The sequence below is a fragment of the Burkholderia aenigmatica genome (assembly GCF_048627025.1).
GTDB classification, from domain to species: domain Bacteria; phylum Pseudomonadota; class Gammaproteobacteria; order Burkholderiales; family Burkholderiaceae; genus Burkholderia; species Burkholderia aenigmatica.
Genome location: NZ_CP184470.1, coordinates 977,461 through 994,750 on the forward strand (window position 1 = coordinate 977,461; position 17,290 = coordinate 994,750).

Annotated in this window: 14 protein-coding genes; 7 read left to right on the plus strand and 7 right to left on the minus strand. The window is 61.6% G+C overall.

What is annotated here, in order from left to right; all coding sequences use genetic code 11:
• Window positions 1–10: 10 nt before the first annotated feature.
• Window positions 11–979, minus strand: coding sequence for an SDR family NAD(P)-dependent oxidoreductase (locus tag ACN8ZM_RS36765; RefSeq protein WP_420212904.1), 969 nt, complete (start codon window positions 977–979; stop codon window positions 11–13).
• A gap of 145 nt (window positions 980–1,124) precedes the next feature.
• On the opposite strand from ACN8ZM_RS36765, the gene ACN8ZM_RS36770 reads away from it, so the two are divergent.
• From ACN8ZM_RS36770 to ACN8ZM_RS36780, 3 genes are all read left to right on the plus strand, one after another.
• Window positions 1,125–3,068 carry a hypothetical protein gene (locus tag ACN8ZM_RS36770; RefSeq protein WP_420212905.1) on the plus strand — a complete coding sequence of 648 codons (1,944 nt, stop codon included), beginning with the start codon at window positions 1,125–1,127 and terminating at the stop codon, window positions 3,066–3,068.
• A gap of 36 nt (window positions 3,069–3,104) precedes the next feature.
• Complete coding sequence (locus ACN8ZM_RS36775) at window positions 3,105–3,974, plus strand: LuxR C-terminal-related transcriptional regulator (protein WP_420212906.1); 870 nt, start codon at window positions 3,105–3,107, stop codon at window positions 3,972–3,974.
• 106 nt (window positions 3,975–4,080) lie between these two features.
• Entirely contained in the window at window positions 4,081–4,755 is a 675-nt protein-coding gene (locus ACN8ZM_RS36780) for a dienelactone hydrolase family protein (RefSeq protein ID WP_420212907.1), read from the plus strand.
• Between the two features lie 106 nt (window positions 4,756–4,861).
• Here the strand turns inward: ACN8ZM_RS36780 and ACN8ZM_RS36785 are convergent, their stop codons facing one another.
• Complete coding sequence (locus tag ACN8ZM_RS36785; protein ID WP_420212908.1) at window positions 4,862–6,574, minus strand: AMP-binding protein; 1,713 nt, start codon at window positions 6,572–6,574, stop codon at window positions 4,862–4,864.
• Window positions 6,575–7,133: 559 nt separating this feature from the next.
• Here ACN8ZM_RS36785 and ACN8ZM_RS36790 point away from each other — a divergent pair.
• Complete coding sequence (locus tag ACN8ZM_RS36790; protein ID WP_043185564.1) at window positions 7,134–7,808, plus strand: hypothetical protein; 675 nt, start codon at window positions 7,134–7,136, stop codon at window positions 7,806–7,808.
• Between the two features lie 132 nt (window positions 7,809–7,940).
• On the opposite strand, the gene ACN8ZM_RS36795 is transcribed toward ACN8ZM_RS36790, so the two are convergent.
• The 5 genes from ACN8ZM_RS36795 to ACN8ZM_RS36815 all read right to left on the minus strand — a co-directional run bounded on the left by ACN8ZM_RS36795 (window position 7,941) and on the right by ACN8ZM_RS36815 (window position 13,920).
• Complete coding sequence (locus tag ACN8ZM_RS36795; protein WP_420212909.1) at window positions 7,941–8,585, minus strand: GAD-like domain-containing protein; 645 nt, start codon at window positions 8,583–8,585, stop codon at window positions 7,941–7,943.
• A gap of 157 nt (window positions 8,586–8,742) precedes the next feature.
• Complete coding sequence (locus tag ACN8ZM_RS36800; RefSeq protein WP_043185873.1) at window positions 8,743–9,528, minus strand: ABC transporter substrate-binding protein; 786 nt, start codon at window positions 9,526–9,528, stop codon at window positions 8,743–8,745.
• Between the two features lie 1,178 nt (window positions 9,529–10,706).
• On the minus strand, window positions 10,707–11,942 hold the full coding sequence (locus ACN8ZM_RS36805; RefSeq protein WP_089454178.1) for a right-handed parallel beta-helix repeat-containing protein: 1,236 nt from the start codon (window positions 11,940–11,942) through the stop codon (window positions 10,707–10,709).
• Window positions 11,943–12,409: 467 nt separating this feature from the next.
• Entirely contained in the window at window positions 12,410–12,850 is a 441-nt protein-coding gene (locus ACN8ZM_RS36810) for an Imm1 family immunity protein (protein ID WP_420213325.1), read from the minus strand.
• Between the two features lie 179 nt (window positions 12,851–13,029).
• The gene (locus ACN8ZM_RS36815; RefSeq protein WP_043185554.1) at window positions 13,030–13,920 is read right to left on the minus strand and encodes a LysR substrate-binding domain-containing protein; all 891 of its coding nucleotides are present in this window, start codon (window positions 13,918–13,920) and stop codon (window positions 13,030–13,032) included.
• Window positions 13,921–14,202: 282 nt separating this feature from the next.
• On the opposite strand from ACN8ZM_RS36815, the gene ACN8ZM_RS36820 reads away from it, so the two are divergent.
• Genes ACN8ZM_RS36820 through ACN8ZM_RS36830 form a run of 3 tightly spaced genes read left to right on the plus strand, consistent with a single transcriptional unit; the run spans window position 14,203 to window position 17,263 of the window.
• A complete protein-coding gene (locus ACN8ZM_RS36820; protein WP_420212910.1) occupies window positions 14,203–15,639 on the plus strand; it encodes an amidase family protein in 1,437 nt (478 codons plus the stop codon).
• Between the two features lie 6 nt (window positions 15,640–15,645).
• Window positions 15,646–15,855: a DUF3311 domain-containing protein gene (locus ACN8ZM_RS36825; protein WP_011349362.1), complete on the plus strand. Its 210-nt coding sequence runs from the start codon at window positions 15,646–15,648 to the stop codon at window positions 15,853–15,855.
• A gap of 16 nt (window positions 15,856–15,871) precedes the next feature.
• Window positions 15,872–17,263, plus strand: coding sequence for a sodium:solute symporter family protein (locus ACN8ZM_RS36830; protein ID WP_420212911.1), 1,392 nt, complete (start codon window positions 15,872–15,874; stop codon window positions 17,261–17,263).
• Window positions 17,264–17,290: the final 27 nt, after the last annotated feature.

Sequence of the window (17,290 nt, forward strand, 5' to 3'; positions counted from 1 at the left end):
CGAGAGACGATCAGAGACTCATGAAAATGCCGCCGTCCACGACGACGTTCTGGCCGTTGATGTAAGACGCGTCGTCGCTGGCAAGCCAGAGCGCCGCGCCGGCGATGTCGTCAGGCTGCTGCGGGCGCTCGATCGTTCGCATCTGCGAAGCCACCCCTTCGAATTGCTCATGCTGGCCGGCGTTGGCGATCGCGTTCGCCGAATGGGTGTAGCCGGGCGAGATCGAGTTGACCAGGATCCGGCTCTTCGTGGCCGCGAATTCGCGTGCCATCGCACGGGTCATTGCCGCGACAGCGCCCTTGCTCGACACGTAATGCAGCATGAACGGAACGCCGACATGCGCGATGACCGAAGCGATATTGATGATCCGGCCGCCGCCACCTTCGCGCATCGCCGCCGCTACCGCGTTCGTGCACAGCCACGGGCCCTTGACGTTCACCGCATAGAGTCGATCCCAGTCCTCGACCGGAATCGCTTCCATCGGGATACCGTTGAGTCCGGTGAAGATGCCGGCGTTGTTGACCAGCACGTCGATTTTCCCGAACTGCTCCACTGCCGCGGCTGCCATCTGCCGGACGCTGTCCGGATCGGCCACATTCGCGTGAACACCGAGCGCAACGCCCGGGCCGAATTCGGCGGCGGCCGCTTCCGCACCCTTCACGTCGGCGATCACGATCTTCGCGCCTTCAGCGGCATACTTCTTCGCGATCGCGTTGCCGATACCGGTGGCCGCACCCGTTATGATTGCCACCTTGCCTTCAAGTCTCATCGTCTCGCTCCAGTTTGATTCAATAAAACAGACAGACTGAGCTGTCTTTTTTGTGCCAGATAGTGCCGCTTCAAGATGTCTCGGGATTCGGAGAACGGGGATGGTCCGGCTCCCAACCCATCCGCAACCGCCGGGAGGATTCGATGGTTCGCACCATCGATATCCGCCGTTTCGTTGCAGAACGATTAAAGCCTTGTCTGCGATCAACATCCCCATCCCAAAGGACGGGTATGGACCTAGGAAAAACCCGGGGCCCGGAAGTCGTGACGCGCGGTCAGAATCTGACCAGCGGCGCACGAGCGGCAGATCTCGCCCGCGGTTTTGTGCATCGCAAAATGGCAGGACCGTCCGGCAGTTGAACGGGGTTCCCGACCGGCTGACCCGCATCCATCCCATACGCGGCAACCACGTCAATGTCGTACGCCTGGAAGCACTGAACTCGATGAACTGGAACAATTGGTCCCGCGGACGGCTTGCGCCCCCTGATTTCGGCTTCGAGCGCGTGCCGACCCGCGCGTTTGCGCTGCTACGCGCCCGGGCACTTCCCCGCCTCACGGTGGTCACGGCACCGCCCGGTTACGGGAAAACGGTCCTGTTGAGTGCAATCTACCGCTGGCTGCGCTCCGGCGACGAGCGTTGCCTTTGGCTCTCGCTCGACGAGCGGGAGCGAGATGTCCGTTCCGTCCTGGCGCTCCTTCGACAGGCCCTGACGGACGCGTCGCAAACGACAGACGACCGGCATGCGCAGCCGGCCGGTCCGGTCGCGGACCCGGTCGACATTCTTGATCCGAATCACGCGCTGGAGGCAATCGTCGGCGACCTGCGCCAGCTGCGCGGGCGCACGATCCTGTTCATCGACAACCTCGATGTGTGCATCGATCCGATGGTTTCCGCCTTCATCGAACGCTTGACGTTCCATCGCGTGCCGGATGTGCGCCTGGTCGTCTCCAGCGTGCGTAACCTCCCGATCGATTTCGTCCGGATGAAACTCGAGGTGGATGGTCTGTTGCTCGGGCCCGACCAACTCGGTTTCAACCGCGACGAGACGAGACAACTGTTCTCGTTGTCGGGATTCGCGGGGCTTGACGACAGGGCGGTTCAGGAGATCCATGCGCACACCGAGGGGTGGCCGGCGGCAGTGCGCCTGGCCCAGGTTCTGATGTCGGAGCAACGGCAGTTTCCGTGCGACACCGCTTCAGCGCACTTTCCGCCAACGCCGCTGCGCGATTTCAACGGCGACCAGAAAGACATTTCCCGCGTGCTCACCGAACGCGTCCTGTCCATCATCGATCCCGCACGGGTGAACTTCCTGATGGAGGTCGCGCTCGTGCGCGAATTCAACGTGGAGCTGGCGGAGTTCATCACCGGCAATCCCAACGCTCGCGACTGGCTGGACGACCTGCTGCAGCGGAACCTGCTGATCTTTTCGATCGGCGTCGGCCGTCGATGGTTTCGCTTGCACACGCTGCTTCGCGAGTACCTGCTGCAGGAAGCGAAAGACCGTCTGTCTCCCGCGCGCCGGTCCGAGGTATTGAAGAATGCGGCCCGCTGGTACGAGGATCGCAAGGACTACGTGTCGGCGTTGGGGAGCGCACTCGAGGCGCCGGACGTAAAGCGGGCCGAAAGTCTGATCGGACGCATCGCGCGGCACGTTGCGGCAGACTGCGGGCAAATGTCATTGTTCGTGGAGTGGACTGAGAAATTGCTCAGTCTCGGCGGCGATTTGCCGGTTCAGGCACAAGGTTGGTATGTCTGGGCGTTGTGCCATCTGATGCAGTATGAAAAAGCGGGATCCGCGCTGGAAATGCTGGATCGGCGGATGTCGGAAGATCCCGCCCCGCCTTCGGCCGCACTCGAAACCGCCGATCTCTCATTCCTGAGAATCGTGCTGGCGGTATCGACGGATGCACTGGACGCCGCTCACGACGAGGCGCTGGTGTGGCTGAACGACACCGGGCACTACGACCCCCTTCAGGTCGGCACCGTGACGGCAGTGGCGGCCCTGGCCGCCCTGGACCGCGGGGATCTGGCCGAAAGCGAGCGGCATCTGGATGCTGCGGACGGCGCGATCGAACGATCGCACAGCATCTTCCTGCGCGCATGGATCGGCATTTTGCGCGCAGCCCTCGCACTGTCTCGCGCACGACCGGATCTCGCCGACCGGATCCTGGGCAACGTGCGAGCCCGCGTCCTGTCTGAAATCGGGGAAAGCTCTCCCGTGCTGGCCATCATCGATAGCGTGCATGCCCGTGCGCTGACCGATCAAGGCAAGTTTGCCGACGCACGCGTGCCGCTCTAGCGCAGCATGCAGCCCGCCAACCATTACGGCGTGCCCATGACCACCGAACTCGGGCTCGGCGCTTGCGTGGCCATGAAGCCGGATGGCGAAATCGCCGACACGGCCGATTCATCCCTCGACGAAATAGCGCGCCGGTACGCACCGCGCATCATGACTCTATTGTCGGCACAACGCATCCGGCGGCGCCTGCATGCCGGCATCGAAGCCGAGACCGATTCAATCGAACTCGCCGGCCGGGTCATTCAGTCCGGCAACCGGACGCACGCGACAGGGATGCGCGAGCGCAGCGACTGGTTGCTCGTCGGTATCGAGCTGGCCATTGCGAAAGGTCTTTTCAAACAGGCCCATGACACGATCGATGCCGCCATGCGGCTCGCCACCACGCAAGGGCGCACCAGCGATCGCGTGTCCCTCCTGCTCGCATCGATGGATGCCTATGCCCGCGCGGGAAGAAAGCGGGAAGCGACGCGAGCACTGTCACGCGCAATCGGTCTGGCACACACCGGCTCGCTCGTCTATCCGTTCATCCTGTATCAACGAGCCGTCGGCAAGCTTATCGCCAAAGCGAGTGCCCGCGATTTCGCGTTGATTCGCCCCGCCGAAATCGATTTTCTCGACCGGCTTCACGCCATTTGCGGTCAATCGCAAAGCGATGAAGACGGCGACGCTACCCGGGCCTTCAATTCGGCAGCCGGACCCGTCGATGTGGTCCAGCCCCTCACCTTGCGCGAAACGCAACTCCTGCGTCTCGTCAACGAAGGACTGAGCAACCAGACGCTGGCAGACCAGCTTTCGCTCAGCCTCCCCACTGTCAAATGGCACCTCAGAAACCTCTACGGCAAGCTCGGTGTGCGAAACCGCTCTGCGGCGCTCGCCAAAGCGCGCGCCTATGGGCTGTTGAACTGATTCGGGCAAGCCTTCAAAAAAGAAACAGACTATACTGTTTATTTTTTGAAGGTTGCATCACAATCCTCCAGGATGTTCCCGATCAATCGCATTGTCTGAGGTATCGATGAGTCACTGGATCACGCTGGTGAGCACACATGGGCCGATGAATGGATGGTCCGCCGAACCGGACGACAGGCCGGTCGGCGGAATCGTGCTGGTGCACGAAATATTCGGCGTCAACGCCGACATGCGCAACATCGCCGAAAGGTACGCCGCCGAAGGATATCTGACGGTCGTGCCCGCGCTGTTCGACAAGGTCGAGCGTGAAGTCGAACTGGACGACTATGCTGCCGACGACTACCTGCGCGGAAACACGCTCGCAGCGACACTCGGCGTCGACACCGCGGCCGAGCTCGTCGCGACCGCCGCTGACGCGATCGGTCACGCAGGCGAGATTGCAATCGTTGGATACGGCTGGGGAGGCGCGGTTGCGCTCGCCGCCGCCCGCAAGATGCCGCTACCGTGCGTCGTGTATTACAGCGTGCCGACGCCCGTGTCGCCTCAGGACGGAACCGGACCGGTGCTGGCGCATTGCGGCACGCTCGACCCGCAATGTCCGTCCTCACGTCCTGCCTCCGTTGACGATGGTTCCGCGTCCGTACAGATTCGCCTTTACCCGACCGGAGACGGATTCGATCGCGAAGGAGACCCTCTTCATTACCATGAGGAGAGCGCTTCGCAGGCCTTCGGACACACCGTCGAGTTCCTCGGCCGGCACCTGCGTGTACGAGGTCACTGACACGCGCGATCGGTCGCCCTGGTCGGCGAGCATACCTGCATTGCGGCATCAAGGAGAAATCGGGGCCGGGCGCGAATGCGTCGCGCCCGGCCCCCAAGGTACAAGATCAGCGCAACTCGGGAAAATCTTCTTCCCAATACTCGTCCGCGAATCGCCCGGTTCCTGAATCGCGTTCCATTTCCAGCCGCCGCAATTCGACACGGCGAATTTTGCCCGAGATGGTCTTCGGCAAATCGCTGAACTGGAGTCGCCGAATCCGCTTGTACGGTGCAAGCTTTTCGCGCGAGAAGCGAAATACCTCACGAGCGAGATCGGGGCCGGCATCGTAACCGTGACGTAGCATGACGAACGCCTTCGGCACCGACAGACGCAGCGGGTCGGCACTTGGCACCACGGCCGCCTCCGCGATCGCCTCGTGCTCGATCAGCACGCTCTCCAGCTCGAAAGGACTCAACCGGTAGTCGGATGACTTGAACACGTCGTCCGCACGACCGACGTACACGTAATAGCCATCGTCAAGACGCAGTGCAACGTCCGACGTGTGGTACAAGCCATTGCGCATCGCATGCGCGGTCGCCTGCTCGTTGTTCGCATAGCCGGTCATCAAGCCGGCCGGACGCTGCTCGAGAGGCAACGCAATTTCGCCTTCGCTCGCGGGCTGGTCGTCGGCATCGACAAGTTCGATACGGTACCCGGGCAACGGCCGCCCCATCGATCCGTTGACGACGGGCTGGCCCGGAGAATTACCGATCTGGCAGGTCGTTTCGGTCTGGCCGAAGCCGTCGCGGATCGTGACGTTCCATGCATGCCGCACCCGCTCGATGATCTCCGGATTCAGCGGTTCGCCCGCACCGACGATCTCACGCAGCTTCACCGGATACGACGCAAGCGGCTCTTGCACCATCATCCGCCAGACGGTCGGCGGCGCACAGAGCGTCGTGACCCCACAACGAACGAGTACATCCAGCGTCTCTTTCGGTACGAAGCGCGCATAGTTGTAGACGAACACGCACGCCTGCGCATTCCACGGCGCAAAGAAGCAGCTCCACGCGTGCTTCGCCCAGCCCGGCGAGCTGATGTTCCAGTGCACGTCACCCGGCTGCAAACCGATCCAGTACATCGTCGAGAGGTGTCCGACCGGATAGCTTTGATGCGTATGCTCGACGAGTTTCGGCTTCGACGTCGTGCCCGACGTGAAGTACAGCAGCAATGGATCGGTCGCCTTCGTCGGACCATCCGGTTCGAACGAGGCGCTCGCATCATATGCGTGGCCGAAGTCGATCCAGCCACGTGCTGCGCCCGGCGCAGCGCCGACCGCGATGAACGTCATGTCGGCATCGAGCGCCTCGAACTTCCCGAGTTCCGCCGCATCGACAACGACGAAACGCGCCCCGGCCACTTCCACCCGCTCGCGAACATCGTCCGGGGACAGTTGCGTCGTCGCAGGCAGCACGACGGCACCGAGCTTCATCGCGGCCAGCATCACGTCCCAGAGTTCGACACGATTCGGCAGCATCAGCAGCAGCCTGTCTCCACGCGTCACCCCCAGGCCTCTGAGGAAGTTGGCCACGCGCGACGAGCGCTCGGCCATCTGCGCAAACGTGAACGTGTTGCCCGGCCCGGCCGGATCGTCGACGATCCATAACGCCGGGTTGTCGTTACGCTCGGCCATCACGTCGAAATAGTCGAGCGCCCAGTTGAATGTTTCAAGTTCAGGCCAGGTGAACTCGGAATACGCGCGCTCGTAGTTGGTGCGATGCTGCAGCAGCAGATCGCGCGCGTCGAGAAAAGCCTGCGCGGAAGGAGTAAATCGTGTCATCGCTGTCTCACTCAGTGCGGTCGCACACTTTGTTATCTGCTTCAGTTATCGTTGAGCATTGCCGGTGGTCATGTCATCGCCGCCGCACAATCGTCATGCGCTGTGCTTCGATCGGTACCTCGTGGGTCCGCTGCGGCGAAAACGGCACTTGATCGCGTCATCCGGCAAGTCACCGTCGTGCATCTGCAGCGCGGTCGATGTTCCGCTCGACATGCACTGCATTCCTGTCATTCTTGTCAATGCGCGGTTGCGAAACGCAGAGCGCCGTTCCGCGATACCGTTACCGAGTGTATTGGCTTGGATTTCCACGGCGTAGAGACGAAAAAACCCATCTCATATGCAAAAACGCACGGACCGAATGCAGAGAAAGCGACCTGGGACGCCTCTTGTTACCGACATTGGAAACGTCACGACCCACCGCGTCGCGAAGCCCGGTTTCATCTCGCCCTCGGTGCGGTTTCAGCGCAGGCAGTCCGCGTCGTCACGCGTTGTGCGAAGCCTGAGTATGAGCAGATAATCGTGCTGTATTGATGAGGTCAAAACCTGACGGAGCGAACAGATGGAGCCGGTTGGTATCTATGCTTCAGTTGCGATCAGCAATGAACAGCTGACCCGATTCTATGAAGACTGGGGCGATGCGTTGATCGACGACGTCCGATGCATTTTCGGCAAGAAGCCGGGCCTGCAGCGGGATAGTTCAGGTGGCTTTATAGACCCGGCAACCGGGCACTACCACAATCCCGGAAACAAGCTGGTCATCCGGTATGACGAAGCCACGGAGACCTTGTTCTATTACTATCAGCTTGAATTGCGCGATCCAGACAGCATGGCAGCGGTCCCGTCCTTCCGCGCATTTACCCGCATTGCAGGATATCGAGACCGAGCCGGCGCGGACTATGTCGCATTCTCGCCCAGTGCGCCGAATTTCCTGATCGACTCGCTTTGGCGTGCCTATCAGTTCACTCGTGACGGGTTGAGCGCAATTGCAATCGATGCGCTTCCGCCAGATCGACAACGCGAGCTTGATGTCTTGTCCTGGCGATACTATTGGGGGCCAATCGAAGCCATGTTCGAGAGGATGGACCGTCGCGAAGACGTTTCCTATTTCAGCAACTTCTTTCCGGAGAATTGCTTTGACCCACCGCTTCTATCGCTGCTGGGTGTCGAAAAACCCGCCTACGATTCGCGAATGATGCCAGCGCCCTATCCACCGTCTCGTCTAGAGATGCCGTGATGCCTGCCTTGCGCAGCCGGTGCATACCCTGCACATAGTCAGGTAGAAGACGTCCGGGCATGGCGATCGATGAAAACTTCAAGGTCGCCATCCCTCATCTGATCCCCTTTGCCATTCCTACCTCACACGGAATCAAGTCGGAGTGCCAGTAAATGGCATCTTCGGTGACGCAAGCTGCCGCAGAATCGTCAAGTGGACATCGAGATCCACCTTTCTCAGATGGTCGAGATTGATTTGACCGCCAGCAATCAGAGCTGGCTCAAAGCCATACATCTCGTTCGGCTCGAGCTGTCCGAGCTTGCCGACGGCGCGATTGAACAACGGCTGCTTCGACTCGTCCTTGAAGTCACATTCACTCCGCGTCCTGGCACCAAAGAAGGTTTGAACACGAAAGTCCGGATTCTTGAGCGGCCCCTTCATATCCTTCTCCAGAGCAATCAGGGAATGCGTAGGGCATGAAACCGTCAGGCTCGGCCCAGTCTTCTCACCCCACGCATACAGCTTACCGAACGCCGTTCGAGCGATGACATGATAGTTATCGACTTCCTCGAAGATCGTGCCCGCCAGCCAGATATTAAGGATGTCTTGATACTCGTCCGGGTTCACGATCCAGAACAGACCATCTGCATAGCTACCCCAACCTTCTTGCTCCCAATACTTCAGGAGCTGATCCGGCAACCTATTCGCGAACCTGTCGAAACTCGCGCGCGGAACCTCGACCCGGCTAGTGGCCTCGGAGAAGGTCTCGATAAAAAGGGCAAAGTCTTCGTCTCTCACTTCTGCCTCGCTCCGGGTACGACAGTTTTGTGGGCCAGGATCACCCTTCACATGTGCTTCGGCGCGGCGGACACATCGTCATGCCGCCGCTTCGTTCCGCCGCGCCGGGTACGTCACGCGCCCGTCACCCGGTGCGACGGGCAGGACGCGCATGCGCTCAATTGCCGTAGATGTCGAAATTGAAATAGCGGCTGGCGATCTTGTCATACGTCCCGTCGGCACGGATCGCGGCAAGCGCCGTGTTGATCTTGTCCTTCAGGTCCGTGTCTTCCTTGCGAATGCCGATGCCCTGACCCGGTCCGAAAATCTTCGGATCGTTCAGCTCACCGCCCGCGAATGCATAGTCCTTGCCTTGCGGCGTATTCAGGAAGCCGCGCGATGCTTGCACGCCATTTTGCAACGCGGCATCGAGCCGGCCGTTGGTCAGGTCGGCATACACCTGATCCTGATTCTGATACGACAGGATGCGTGCGCCGATACCTTCCCAATGCGCCTTCGCATACGTCTCCTGCATCGAGCCTTGCAGCACGCCGACGGCTTTACCGTTGAGCGATGCCGGCGTCGGCTGGATACCCGAGCCCTTTTTCGCGACAAGAAACGTCGGTGCATGCGCCGTCTTGTTCGAGAAATCGATTTGCTTCAATCGCGCAGGCGTCATCGACATCGACGACAGGACCGCGTCGAATTTCCGCGCCTTCAGGCCGGGAATCATGCCGTCGAATGCATTTTCGACCCAGAGGCATTTCGCATTGAGGCGCTTGCACACTTCATTGCCGAGGTCCACGCCGAAGCCAGTCAATTCCCCGGACGGCTTCTTGTATTCGAACGGAGGATAAGACGGGTCGACGCCAATGCGAATCGTCGTCCATTCCTTGGCAAACCCGGTTGCGGACATGGCAAGCGCAACCAGTCCGATCATGATCCTCTTCATTATTTTCTCCATGTAGTTGAAATAACTGCGTTGGCATTTACCCTTCGAACAGATCGATTCGAAACGGGTGACGACGCCTGATTCGTCGAAACCGGATACCTGCATGACAGCCGCCGAGCCCCCGCCGTCGGTCGCCATCGGTCGCCGCACCGCCACAACCCTGCATTCCTCTACCGCGACAATGCGACGGCATTGCCGCCAAGCAACGGCAGAGGCAATCATTCGTATTGGATAACGCGACGACCAGACGGACGATTTTCCATCCTCTGTTTCGGGGAATAGCGGGCTTTTTCGCCGTGCTTGATTCGGCACACGCAAGCATGAGCCTTTTCAGATCACCGATTCCGGCTCTATTGTGCCTGATCCGATTGAGCATCCAGAATTTCGACGCGTCCACTTCATTCGATTGCTATGCGGAGCATTGTCAACTTAACGACCATCGAGGATGAAAATGCAACGGACGACAATCTCAGTTTGTCGGAGACGGATTCGGGGCCACGCCAGTGAACTCGCGCCAGGCGTCGAAGCGGATAGCGAGTTGTTTGCGATGGGGCGCCGGGCAGGTGCGCAATAGAAGCGTGCCGCGGCCACGAAGAATTGGGGGGCGGGACTGCAAAGACGCATACCGACACGAGAGACAGCCTCTGTTGGGTGCACGCCTCGACAAAACGCGTACGGTTCCAACTCCGTTCGAATGGCCCGAAGAAGATGTCGCCGACAGTCTCTTGTTGGCCGAATGCCGCCGGATGCAGTCGACCCCGGCAGCCCCACAACGCCGCATGTCCCCCACCGGCGGACTTGGTTTGAGACAAAGAGCGTCCCGCCTGAACTCTGCGTCGCGACGGATCGCATTGTGCTGCGGGAATCAATCTGGAAATCAGGAGCTTACCGTCGGAACGCATGGTCCACTTCGCGAGTGGACAAATTTGATGCGGACACCGGCGAGTTGACGACATTATTTTGGCAAGACCGTCGATAAAGTCGTCAACTCTGGGGCTGGATGCCTGGATCGGCGGGGATTCTGGAGTGACAGATTTAATTTGCTCTACGGCTGACGGCTGATCAGCCAGTCGCCGTTGAGCCCGTCGACCCAGTGCGAATAGCACCGGCCCATGAACGTCGGATGCCAGTGCAACGCCTCGCCGCGCGCACGCGGCGCATCGCGCAGCCGCGCGCCCCGCGTCGCGATGTCAGTGCGCCTGCGCGGTGGCCGCCGCGTTGCGCGGCTGCCGCAACGCATCGCGCACCACCGGCATGCGCGAGACGTTCGCGCCGGTGATGTCGAGCGTCGCGCTCGACACGCAGCCCGTTGGCGTCAACGCCCGACCATCGAGCGTATTGGCCGCGCAGACGATCTGGCTCGGTGCGCAGCTGGGTGCCTGTATCAGGTCGAGCGCCGCGCCGCCGATCGACGTGAGCGTGTTGCGTTCGATGCGGAACTGGCACACGTTGCCGAGCGCGCGGACGCCGGAGTACCGGACGCTGGACAACCGGTTGTCCAGCACGGCGACACGGGTGACCTTGCCGGAGTGGGTGTTCAGGTCGATGCCGGCCATGCCGGTTTCCGGCCGGGGGTTGCCGGGATTGGGCAAGGAGATGTCGGAGATCGTGTTGTTCGACACCACGACGTTGTTCGCGCCGTAGGTGTTGTACCCGTCCTCCTGGCCGACCAGGATGCCGGCTGCCTTCTCCACGCCGCGCACCGTGTTGCCGGTGATGGTCACGTCCGCGCCGCCGACCACCGTGATGCCGCGCCCCCAGTAGTTGCCGGACACGTTGTTGTTCCGGATCAGCACGTTGCTGCTGATCGCGCCGTCGGGGATGTAGCTGACGACCGCGATCAGGTCGTCGCCTGTGCCGGTCACCGTGTTGTCCTGCACCAGCACGTTGCGCGAGCCGTAGGTGGTGTGGATGCCGTCCGCGAGCGTGTCGCGCACGTCGTTGCCGACCAGCGCGACGTCCTTGCCGCCGAACACGAACAGCCCGGCGCTACTGCCGCCGCGCACCGAGACGTCGAGCACCTGCACGCCGATGCCGGTGATCTCGACCTTGGTGGACTCGGGCGTCGTCAGCCGGGTCGTGCCGGTGCCGACCAGCGTCACGCCGACGAGCGTCGAGTTCTTGCCGCTCATCACGATGGTCTGGTCCTCGCTGCGGGTGGCGCTGAGGGTCGCGCCATAGCCGGAAATCACGACCTGCGGATTCTTCACGGTCAGCGAGCGGCTCACCGCGTACTGCCCGGGCGCGAGCACGAGCCGCTGGCCGGGCTGCAGCGCGTCGAACGCCTGTTGCAGCGCATCGGACTGGTCGCTGCCATTGGCAGCCGGATAGACCGTGACGTCGGGGGGCGCGGCGCGCGCGATCTGGAATGACGCGGCGCACAGCGCGGCGATAGATACGGCGGCGATTCGGAATGATCGATTCATATCGGATCTCTTATTGGGTGTGAAGTTGGGTGAAGCGTAATAACGTTATAGGTCGTGAACCTGATGCGTCAGCGCGTCAGGTCACATTAATGGAATCAAGGTGAAGATAATGATGGCGCGCAGGAAAATAGCGTGTGGTGAGATCGCAGTGTGGTACTCGAAAACAACCGGGCGGCCGTCGAACGTCATGCCCAGGTTCTTGACGTTGACGATGGGGTACCGTCAGTGTTTAATGCTCAGTACATCGCCAATTCGTGTCTCACAGCAGCAGCATATTGGTCGATAATCGCCGTCATTGCGGCATGATCCTGTCGGTGCCAGCGCAGCAGCCGGTGATCGTCATCGCACTGTCGTAAAAGCTTCCCCAGCTCTTGCACTGAACGTCAAGCGCTCCGCGTTCGAAAAAATGGCTCGTCCATACGAGCCAAGGAATCTACAAAGGGACGACCGTCACGAGGCTCCGTTTCTTACAACTCGCTCCATGACAGTTGCTCGGGCCGTTGCTTCGTCGCAAAAAACTGCTTTGCGGCTTCAATCATTTGCTCTTTACTCACGACACAATCTTTCGACAGATCTACTTCCCCGCCGAGCTTATTCTCGTAAAACTTCTCCGTACCACCTGTCTCGGAAGCGCCTTTCGAAACGAAATTCCCACCAATGTCCATGTAATAGACGACGGCAACATCGCTTTTTGCAAAAATATTCAATTGAGGAAAACCACTTTCCTCAAACGTCAACACAAAATTATTTGCGTCGAATGCAGGTCGTCTACTGAGGAACTCGACCAGATTATCGACCTCATCGATCTCAATCTCACCGTCAAAATCGTCTGCGTACATCTCAACAATCTCCTTTCGCGGGGGATTTTGGCGAATTGCTATTCCCCGTAAATACTTTTGTCTCACCAGTTGCGCCATGCTTGACCGGGATCGCTCCTTCAGGTGGAACGACGGTCATCCTGGCGTTTTCCGGCAGGAGAGATTCGATGTACGGCATCCGGGCATGCCGTCGATCGACGGGGGAATACGTGGTCACGAAGAACAACGTCATGGGCAACCGTGTCACCGTTGATCGCTGGACGCCCTGATCAATCCGCCAGGTCTCGCCTGAACAGTGCGACCAGCGTCTCCGCGGCCAGCGACAGCGGCGCATCGCGCAGCTTGAGGATGCCGAGCGTGAGCGGCGGGAGCGCCATGCGCAACGGGATCCGGCATGCCTGCGCTGCATAAGGCTCCACTGCGAGCATCTCGGCCGGACACGAAAGCAATGCGTCGCTCCGCGTCATCAGGTTCCAGCCGACGCCGAACGTATTGACCCTGACGATCGAATCCGGCAGCGCATGGTGCGTTCGCCGCAAATGGTCGAGCAGGTTGCTGTGCTGGCTGCCTGACGACAGGTTCATGACCCACGTGCAGCCGACGAGCTGATGCCATTCGGTGGCTGTCTCCAGCGGATGTCCGCGCCGGCATGCCACGACCGTCTCCAGCACCTGCAGCGGTTCGAAATGGAACTCGCCTCTGACTTCCTCGTCGGCGGGCGCCGCCACTGCGAAATCGATCGAGCCGTCGCGCAGCGCGTGGAGGACGTGCGGCATCATCCCTTCCTCGACCGTGAGCTTCGCGAGCGGCATGCGCTTGCGGAAGCGCTCGATCACGCCAGGCAGCACGCCGAGAAACACCATCGGCGTCACGGCAACGGATACGTGCCCATGCTTGCCGCCGAGAATCTGCCGGATATCCTGGCGCGCAAGCGTCAGCTGCGCTTGGGCGAGCCGTGCACGCACGGTCAGTTGCTGGCCGCACTCCGTCAGCGTCACGCCGCGCGTGCTGCGCGAGATCAGCGGCGCCTCCAGGTCCTGCTCCAGTTCGCGGATCGCCTTGGTGACTGCCGCCTGGCTCAAGTGAAGATGGCGCGCGGCGCCGCGAATGCTGCCGGTTTCAACCAGCGCAAGCCACGCCTTCAAGTGGTGGTCTTTCATGTCTCCTTCCGCGGTTCTGCATTCTTGTATTTCACGCCGTGGCATGACTGCCGGACGCCCTGTCGTTCGGCCCAGATTCTATCCGCGTATGCGCGTCGGAGCGGCCGATCCGCGCGGTCGCGGCGCCGCATGCGCTCCAGCGGCGCTGACAACCACAAGTTGTCTTCACCGAAAAAAGCTCGTCTTATGCGACCAATACTGTCCGGTTAGGCTTCCTTCAACGCGTGCCCGGTCGGGCGTTCGCGGCAAACCATAACGATGTAGAACAAGAAGGAGCGAGACATGGAACAGCAATTGTGGCGCCTGAGCGCAACGGAAATGACGGCACTCGTCGCGCGCCGCGACGTGTCGTCGAAGGAACTCGTGCAGAGTTGCCTGCAGCGGCTCAATGACGTCAATCCGCGGATCAACGCGATCGTCGACGTGCTTGCCGACAGCGCGTTGGCCGCCGCCACGGCAGCCGACGAAGCGGTTGCGCGACGAGAACCGACCGGCCCGCTGCACGGCGTACCGGTGACCGTCAAGGTGAACGTCGACATGGCCGGCTTCGCGACGACCAACGGCGTGAAGGCCTTCGGGAACCTCGTCGCGCACGAGGACAGCCCCGTGGTGGCGAACCTGCGCAAGGCCGGCGCCATCATCATCGGACGCAACAACGCACCGGCGTTCTCGTACCGCTGGTTTACGGACAACGACCTGTACGGCCGCACGCTGAACCCGTGGCATCCGGGCCTGACGCCGGGCGGCTCGAGCGGCGGCGCGGCGGCGGCCGTTGCGGCAGGCATCGGCCCGATCGCACACGGCAACGATCTCGGTGGATCGATCCGTTACCCGGCTTACGCGTGCGGCGTCGCAGGCCTGCGCCCGACCTCGGGCCGCGTGCCGGCCTACAACCCGACGCAGTCGCAGGACCGGACGCTCGCCGTTCAGCTCGCGTCGGTTCAGGGGCCGCTGGCGCGCACGGTCGGCGACCTGCGTCTTGCACTGTCGGCGATGGCCGCGCCCGATTCGCGGGACGCGTGGTGGATGCCCGTCGCGCCGGACGGCGGCCCCGCATCGACTGCACGGTTCCCTGCACGCGTTGCCGTATGCACATCGATCCCGGGCGTGCCGACCGACCCCGTCGTGGCCGACGCCGTGCGTCAGGCGGCACGCTGGCTCGAAGATGCCGGATGCGTGGTCGAGGAAGTCGTGCCGCCGCGGTTGAACGAGGCGAGCGACCTCTGGCTCGCCCTCGTCACCAACGAAGCGGTGAGCGGCTTGGGCAAGACGATCGAGACGCATGGCGACCAGGCGATTCGCAACGCGTTCGCGTGCCAGCGCCGCCTCGCGACACCGCTCGACCTGGCCGGCTACATGAACGGGCTCGCCCGGCGCACGGGCCTGCTGCGCGAATGGCAGGCGTTCTTCCAGCAATACCCGCTGCTGCTGATGCCCGTGTCGTGCGAGCAGCCGTTCGCGATCGACGAAGACCAACGAGGCGACGACGCGTTCCGGCGCATCCTCGATGCGCAGGGCCCGCTGCTTGCGACAGCGCTCCTCGGCCTGCCGGGACTGTCCGTGCCAACCGGCGTTCGAGATGGTGTGCCGATGGGCGTCCAGATCGTTGCGGGTCGCTTCCAGGAAGCGCTGTGTCTGGCGGCCGGCGAGGCGATCGAAGCGCGCGCCGGCATCTGCACGCCGATCGATCCGGTCGGTGCAGCGCGGCAGGAGGCGTGACAGGCCATGCCCAAGTTTCTGATCGGCATCGCCGTGCCTTATCTCGGCGTATTGGGTTTGCTGCCCTGGGTCTCGTCCGTCGATGCGTACGTGTTCGGCGTGCCGTTCATCTACGCGTGGATGTTCGCGTGGTTTGTGCTGACGTCCGCATGCCTGTACGTCTGCTGGCGCTGTTTCGACAAGCCGGCGGCCGATGCGGCGCGGCTTGATGTCTGATTTCGCGGAGGATCACATGTCGTCTGTGGTATTCACGGGGTTCATCCTCCTGTCGTTCTGCCTCGCGCTTTACTCGCGCCGAGGCGTAGGCAAGCAGAGCGTGCACGATTTCTTCGTCGCATCGCGGCAGTTCGGTGCATTTCTCGTCTTCTTCCTGGCAGCGGGCGAGATTTACAGCGTCGCGACGATGGTCGGCTTCGCGGGCGGCATCTATGCGAAGGGGCCGACCTACGGGATCTGGTTCCTCGGCTACATTCTGCTCGCCTACCCGCTCGGCTATTTTCTCGGCCCAAAGATCTGGGAAGCGGGGCAGCGCTACAACGCGATTACGCTCGCGGACCTGTTCGGCGGCTATTTCCGAAGCCGCTCGACCGAGTTCGTCGTCGCCCTGTCGTCGATCGTGTTTCTGCTGCCGATGGCTCAACTGCAGTTCACGGGCCTCGTTGCCGCGTTTCGTGGCCTGGGCTGGCAATTCGAGCCGCTGCACATGGTGCTGATCGCTGGTGTGCTCGCATTTCTATACATCATGATCGCCGGTATCCGTTCGTCGGCGTACGTCGCCGTGTTGAAGGACATCCTGATGGTCCTGGCGATCGTGATCACGGGCCTGGCCGTGGCGGGACACGTCGGCGTGACGGAGGTGTTCCACGCAGCGAGCCTGCACGTGGGCAACCAGATGAATGCGGAACAGCTGCGGTTCTCGATGAGCACGATCCTGCTGCAATCGCTCGGCTTCCTCGCGATGCCGTTCGGCGTGCAGATTTTCTTCACCGCGAAAAGCGCCGACACGATCCGACGCTCGCAGATCGCAATGCCGCTCTATATGCTGATGTATCCGTTCCTCGTCATCGCCGCGTACTACGCAATCAGCCAGAACCTGCATCTTCGCTCGCCGAACGAGGCGTTCTTCGCTGCTGCGAATGCGTTGCTCCCGTCGTGGATGCTCGGGCTCGTCGCAGCGGCGGCAGCGCTTTCCGGCCTGCTCGTGCTGACCAGCATGTGTCTCGCGATCGGCCCGATCGTGAGCCGCAACCTGCTGCCGTCGCTACCGTCGCAACGGCAGACAGGGGCGGCGAAGATCGTCATTTTCGTGTACCTCGCCGTGTCCATTGCGATGACGTCTGCAGCACCCACGCTGATGCTTACGCTGATCAACGTCACCTATTACGGCGTCACCCAGTTCTTCCCGGGCCTGATCGCCGTGCTGTTCTCGCTGCGTATCCGGCCGGTGGCGGTGACGGCAGGCATGATCGTCGGACAAGGTCTCGCGTTGGCACTGTATCTCGGGAAGGTTCAGTTCGGCGGCATCAACCTGGGTTTGCCATGCCTGGCCGCCAACATCGCTACGGTCGCGGCGATCCACTACCTGCTGGGCGCGGCCAAGCCCCAGACGTTGGCCTCGCAATGAGCGTGCCGGCTGCGGTGCGTCCGATCA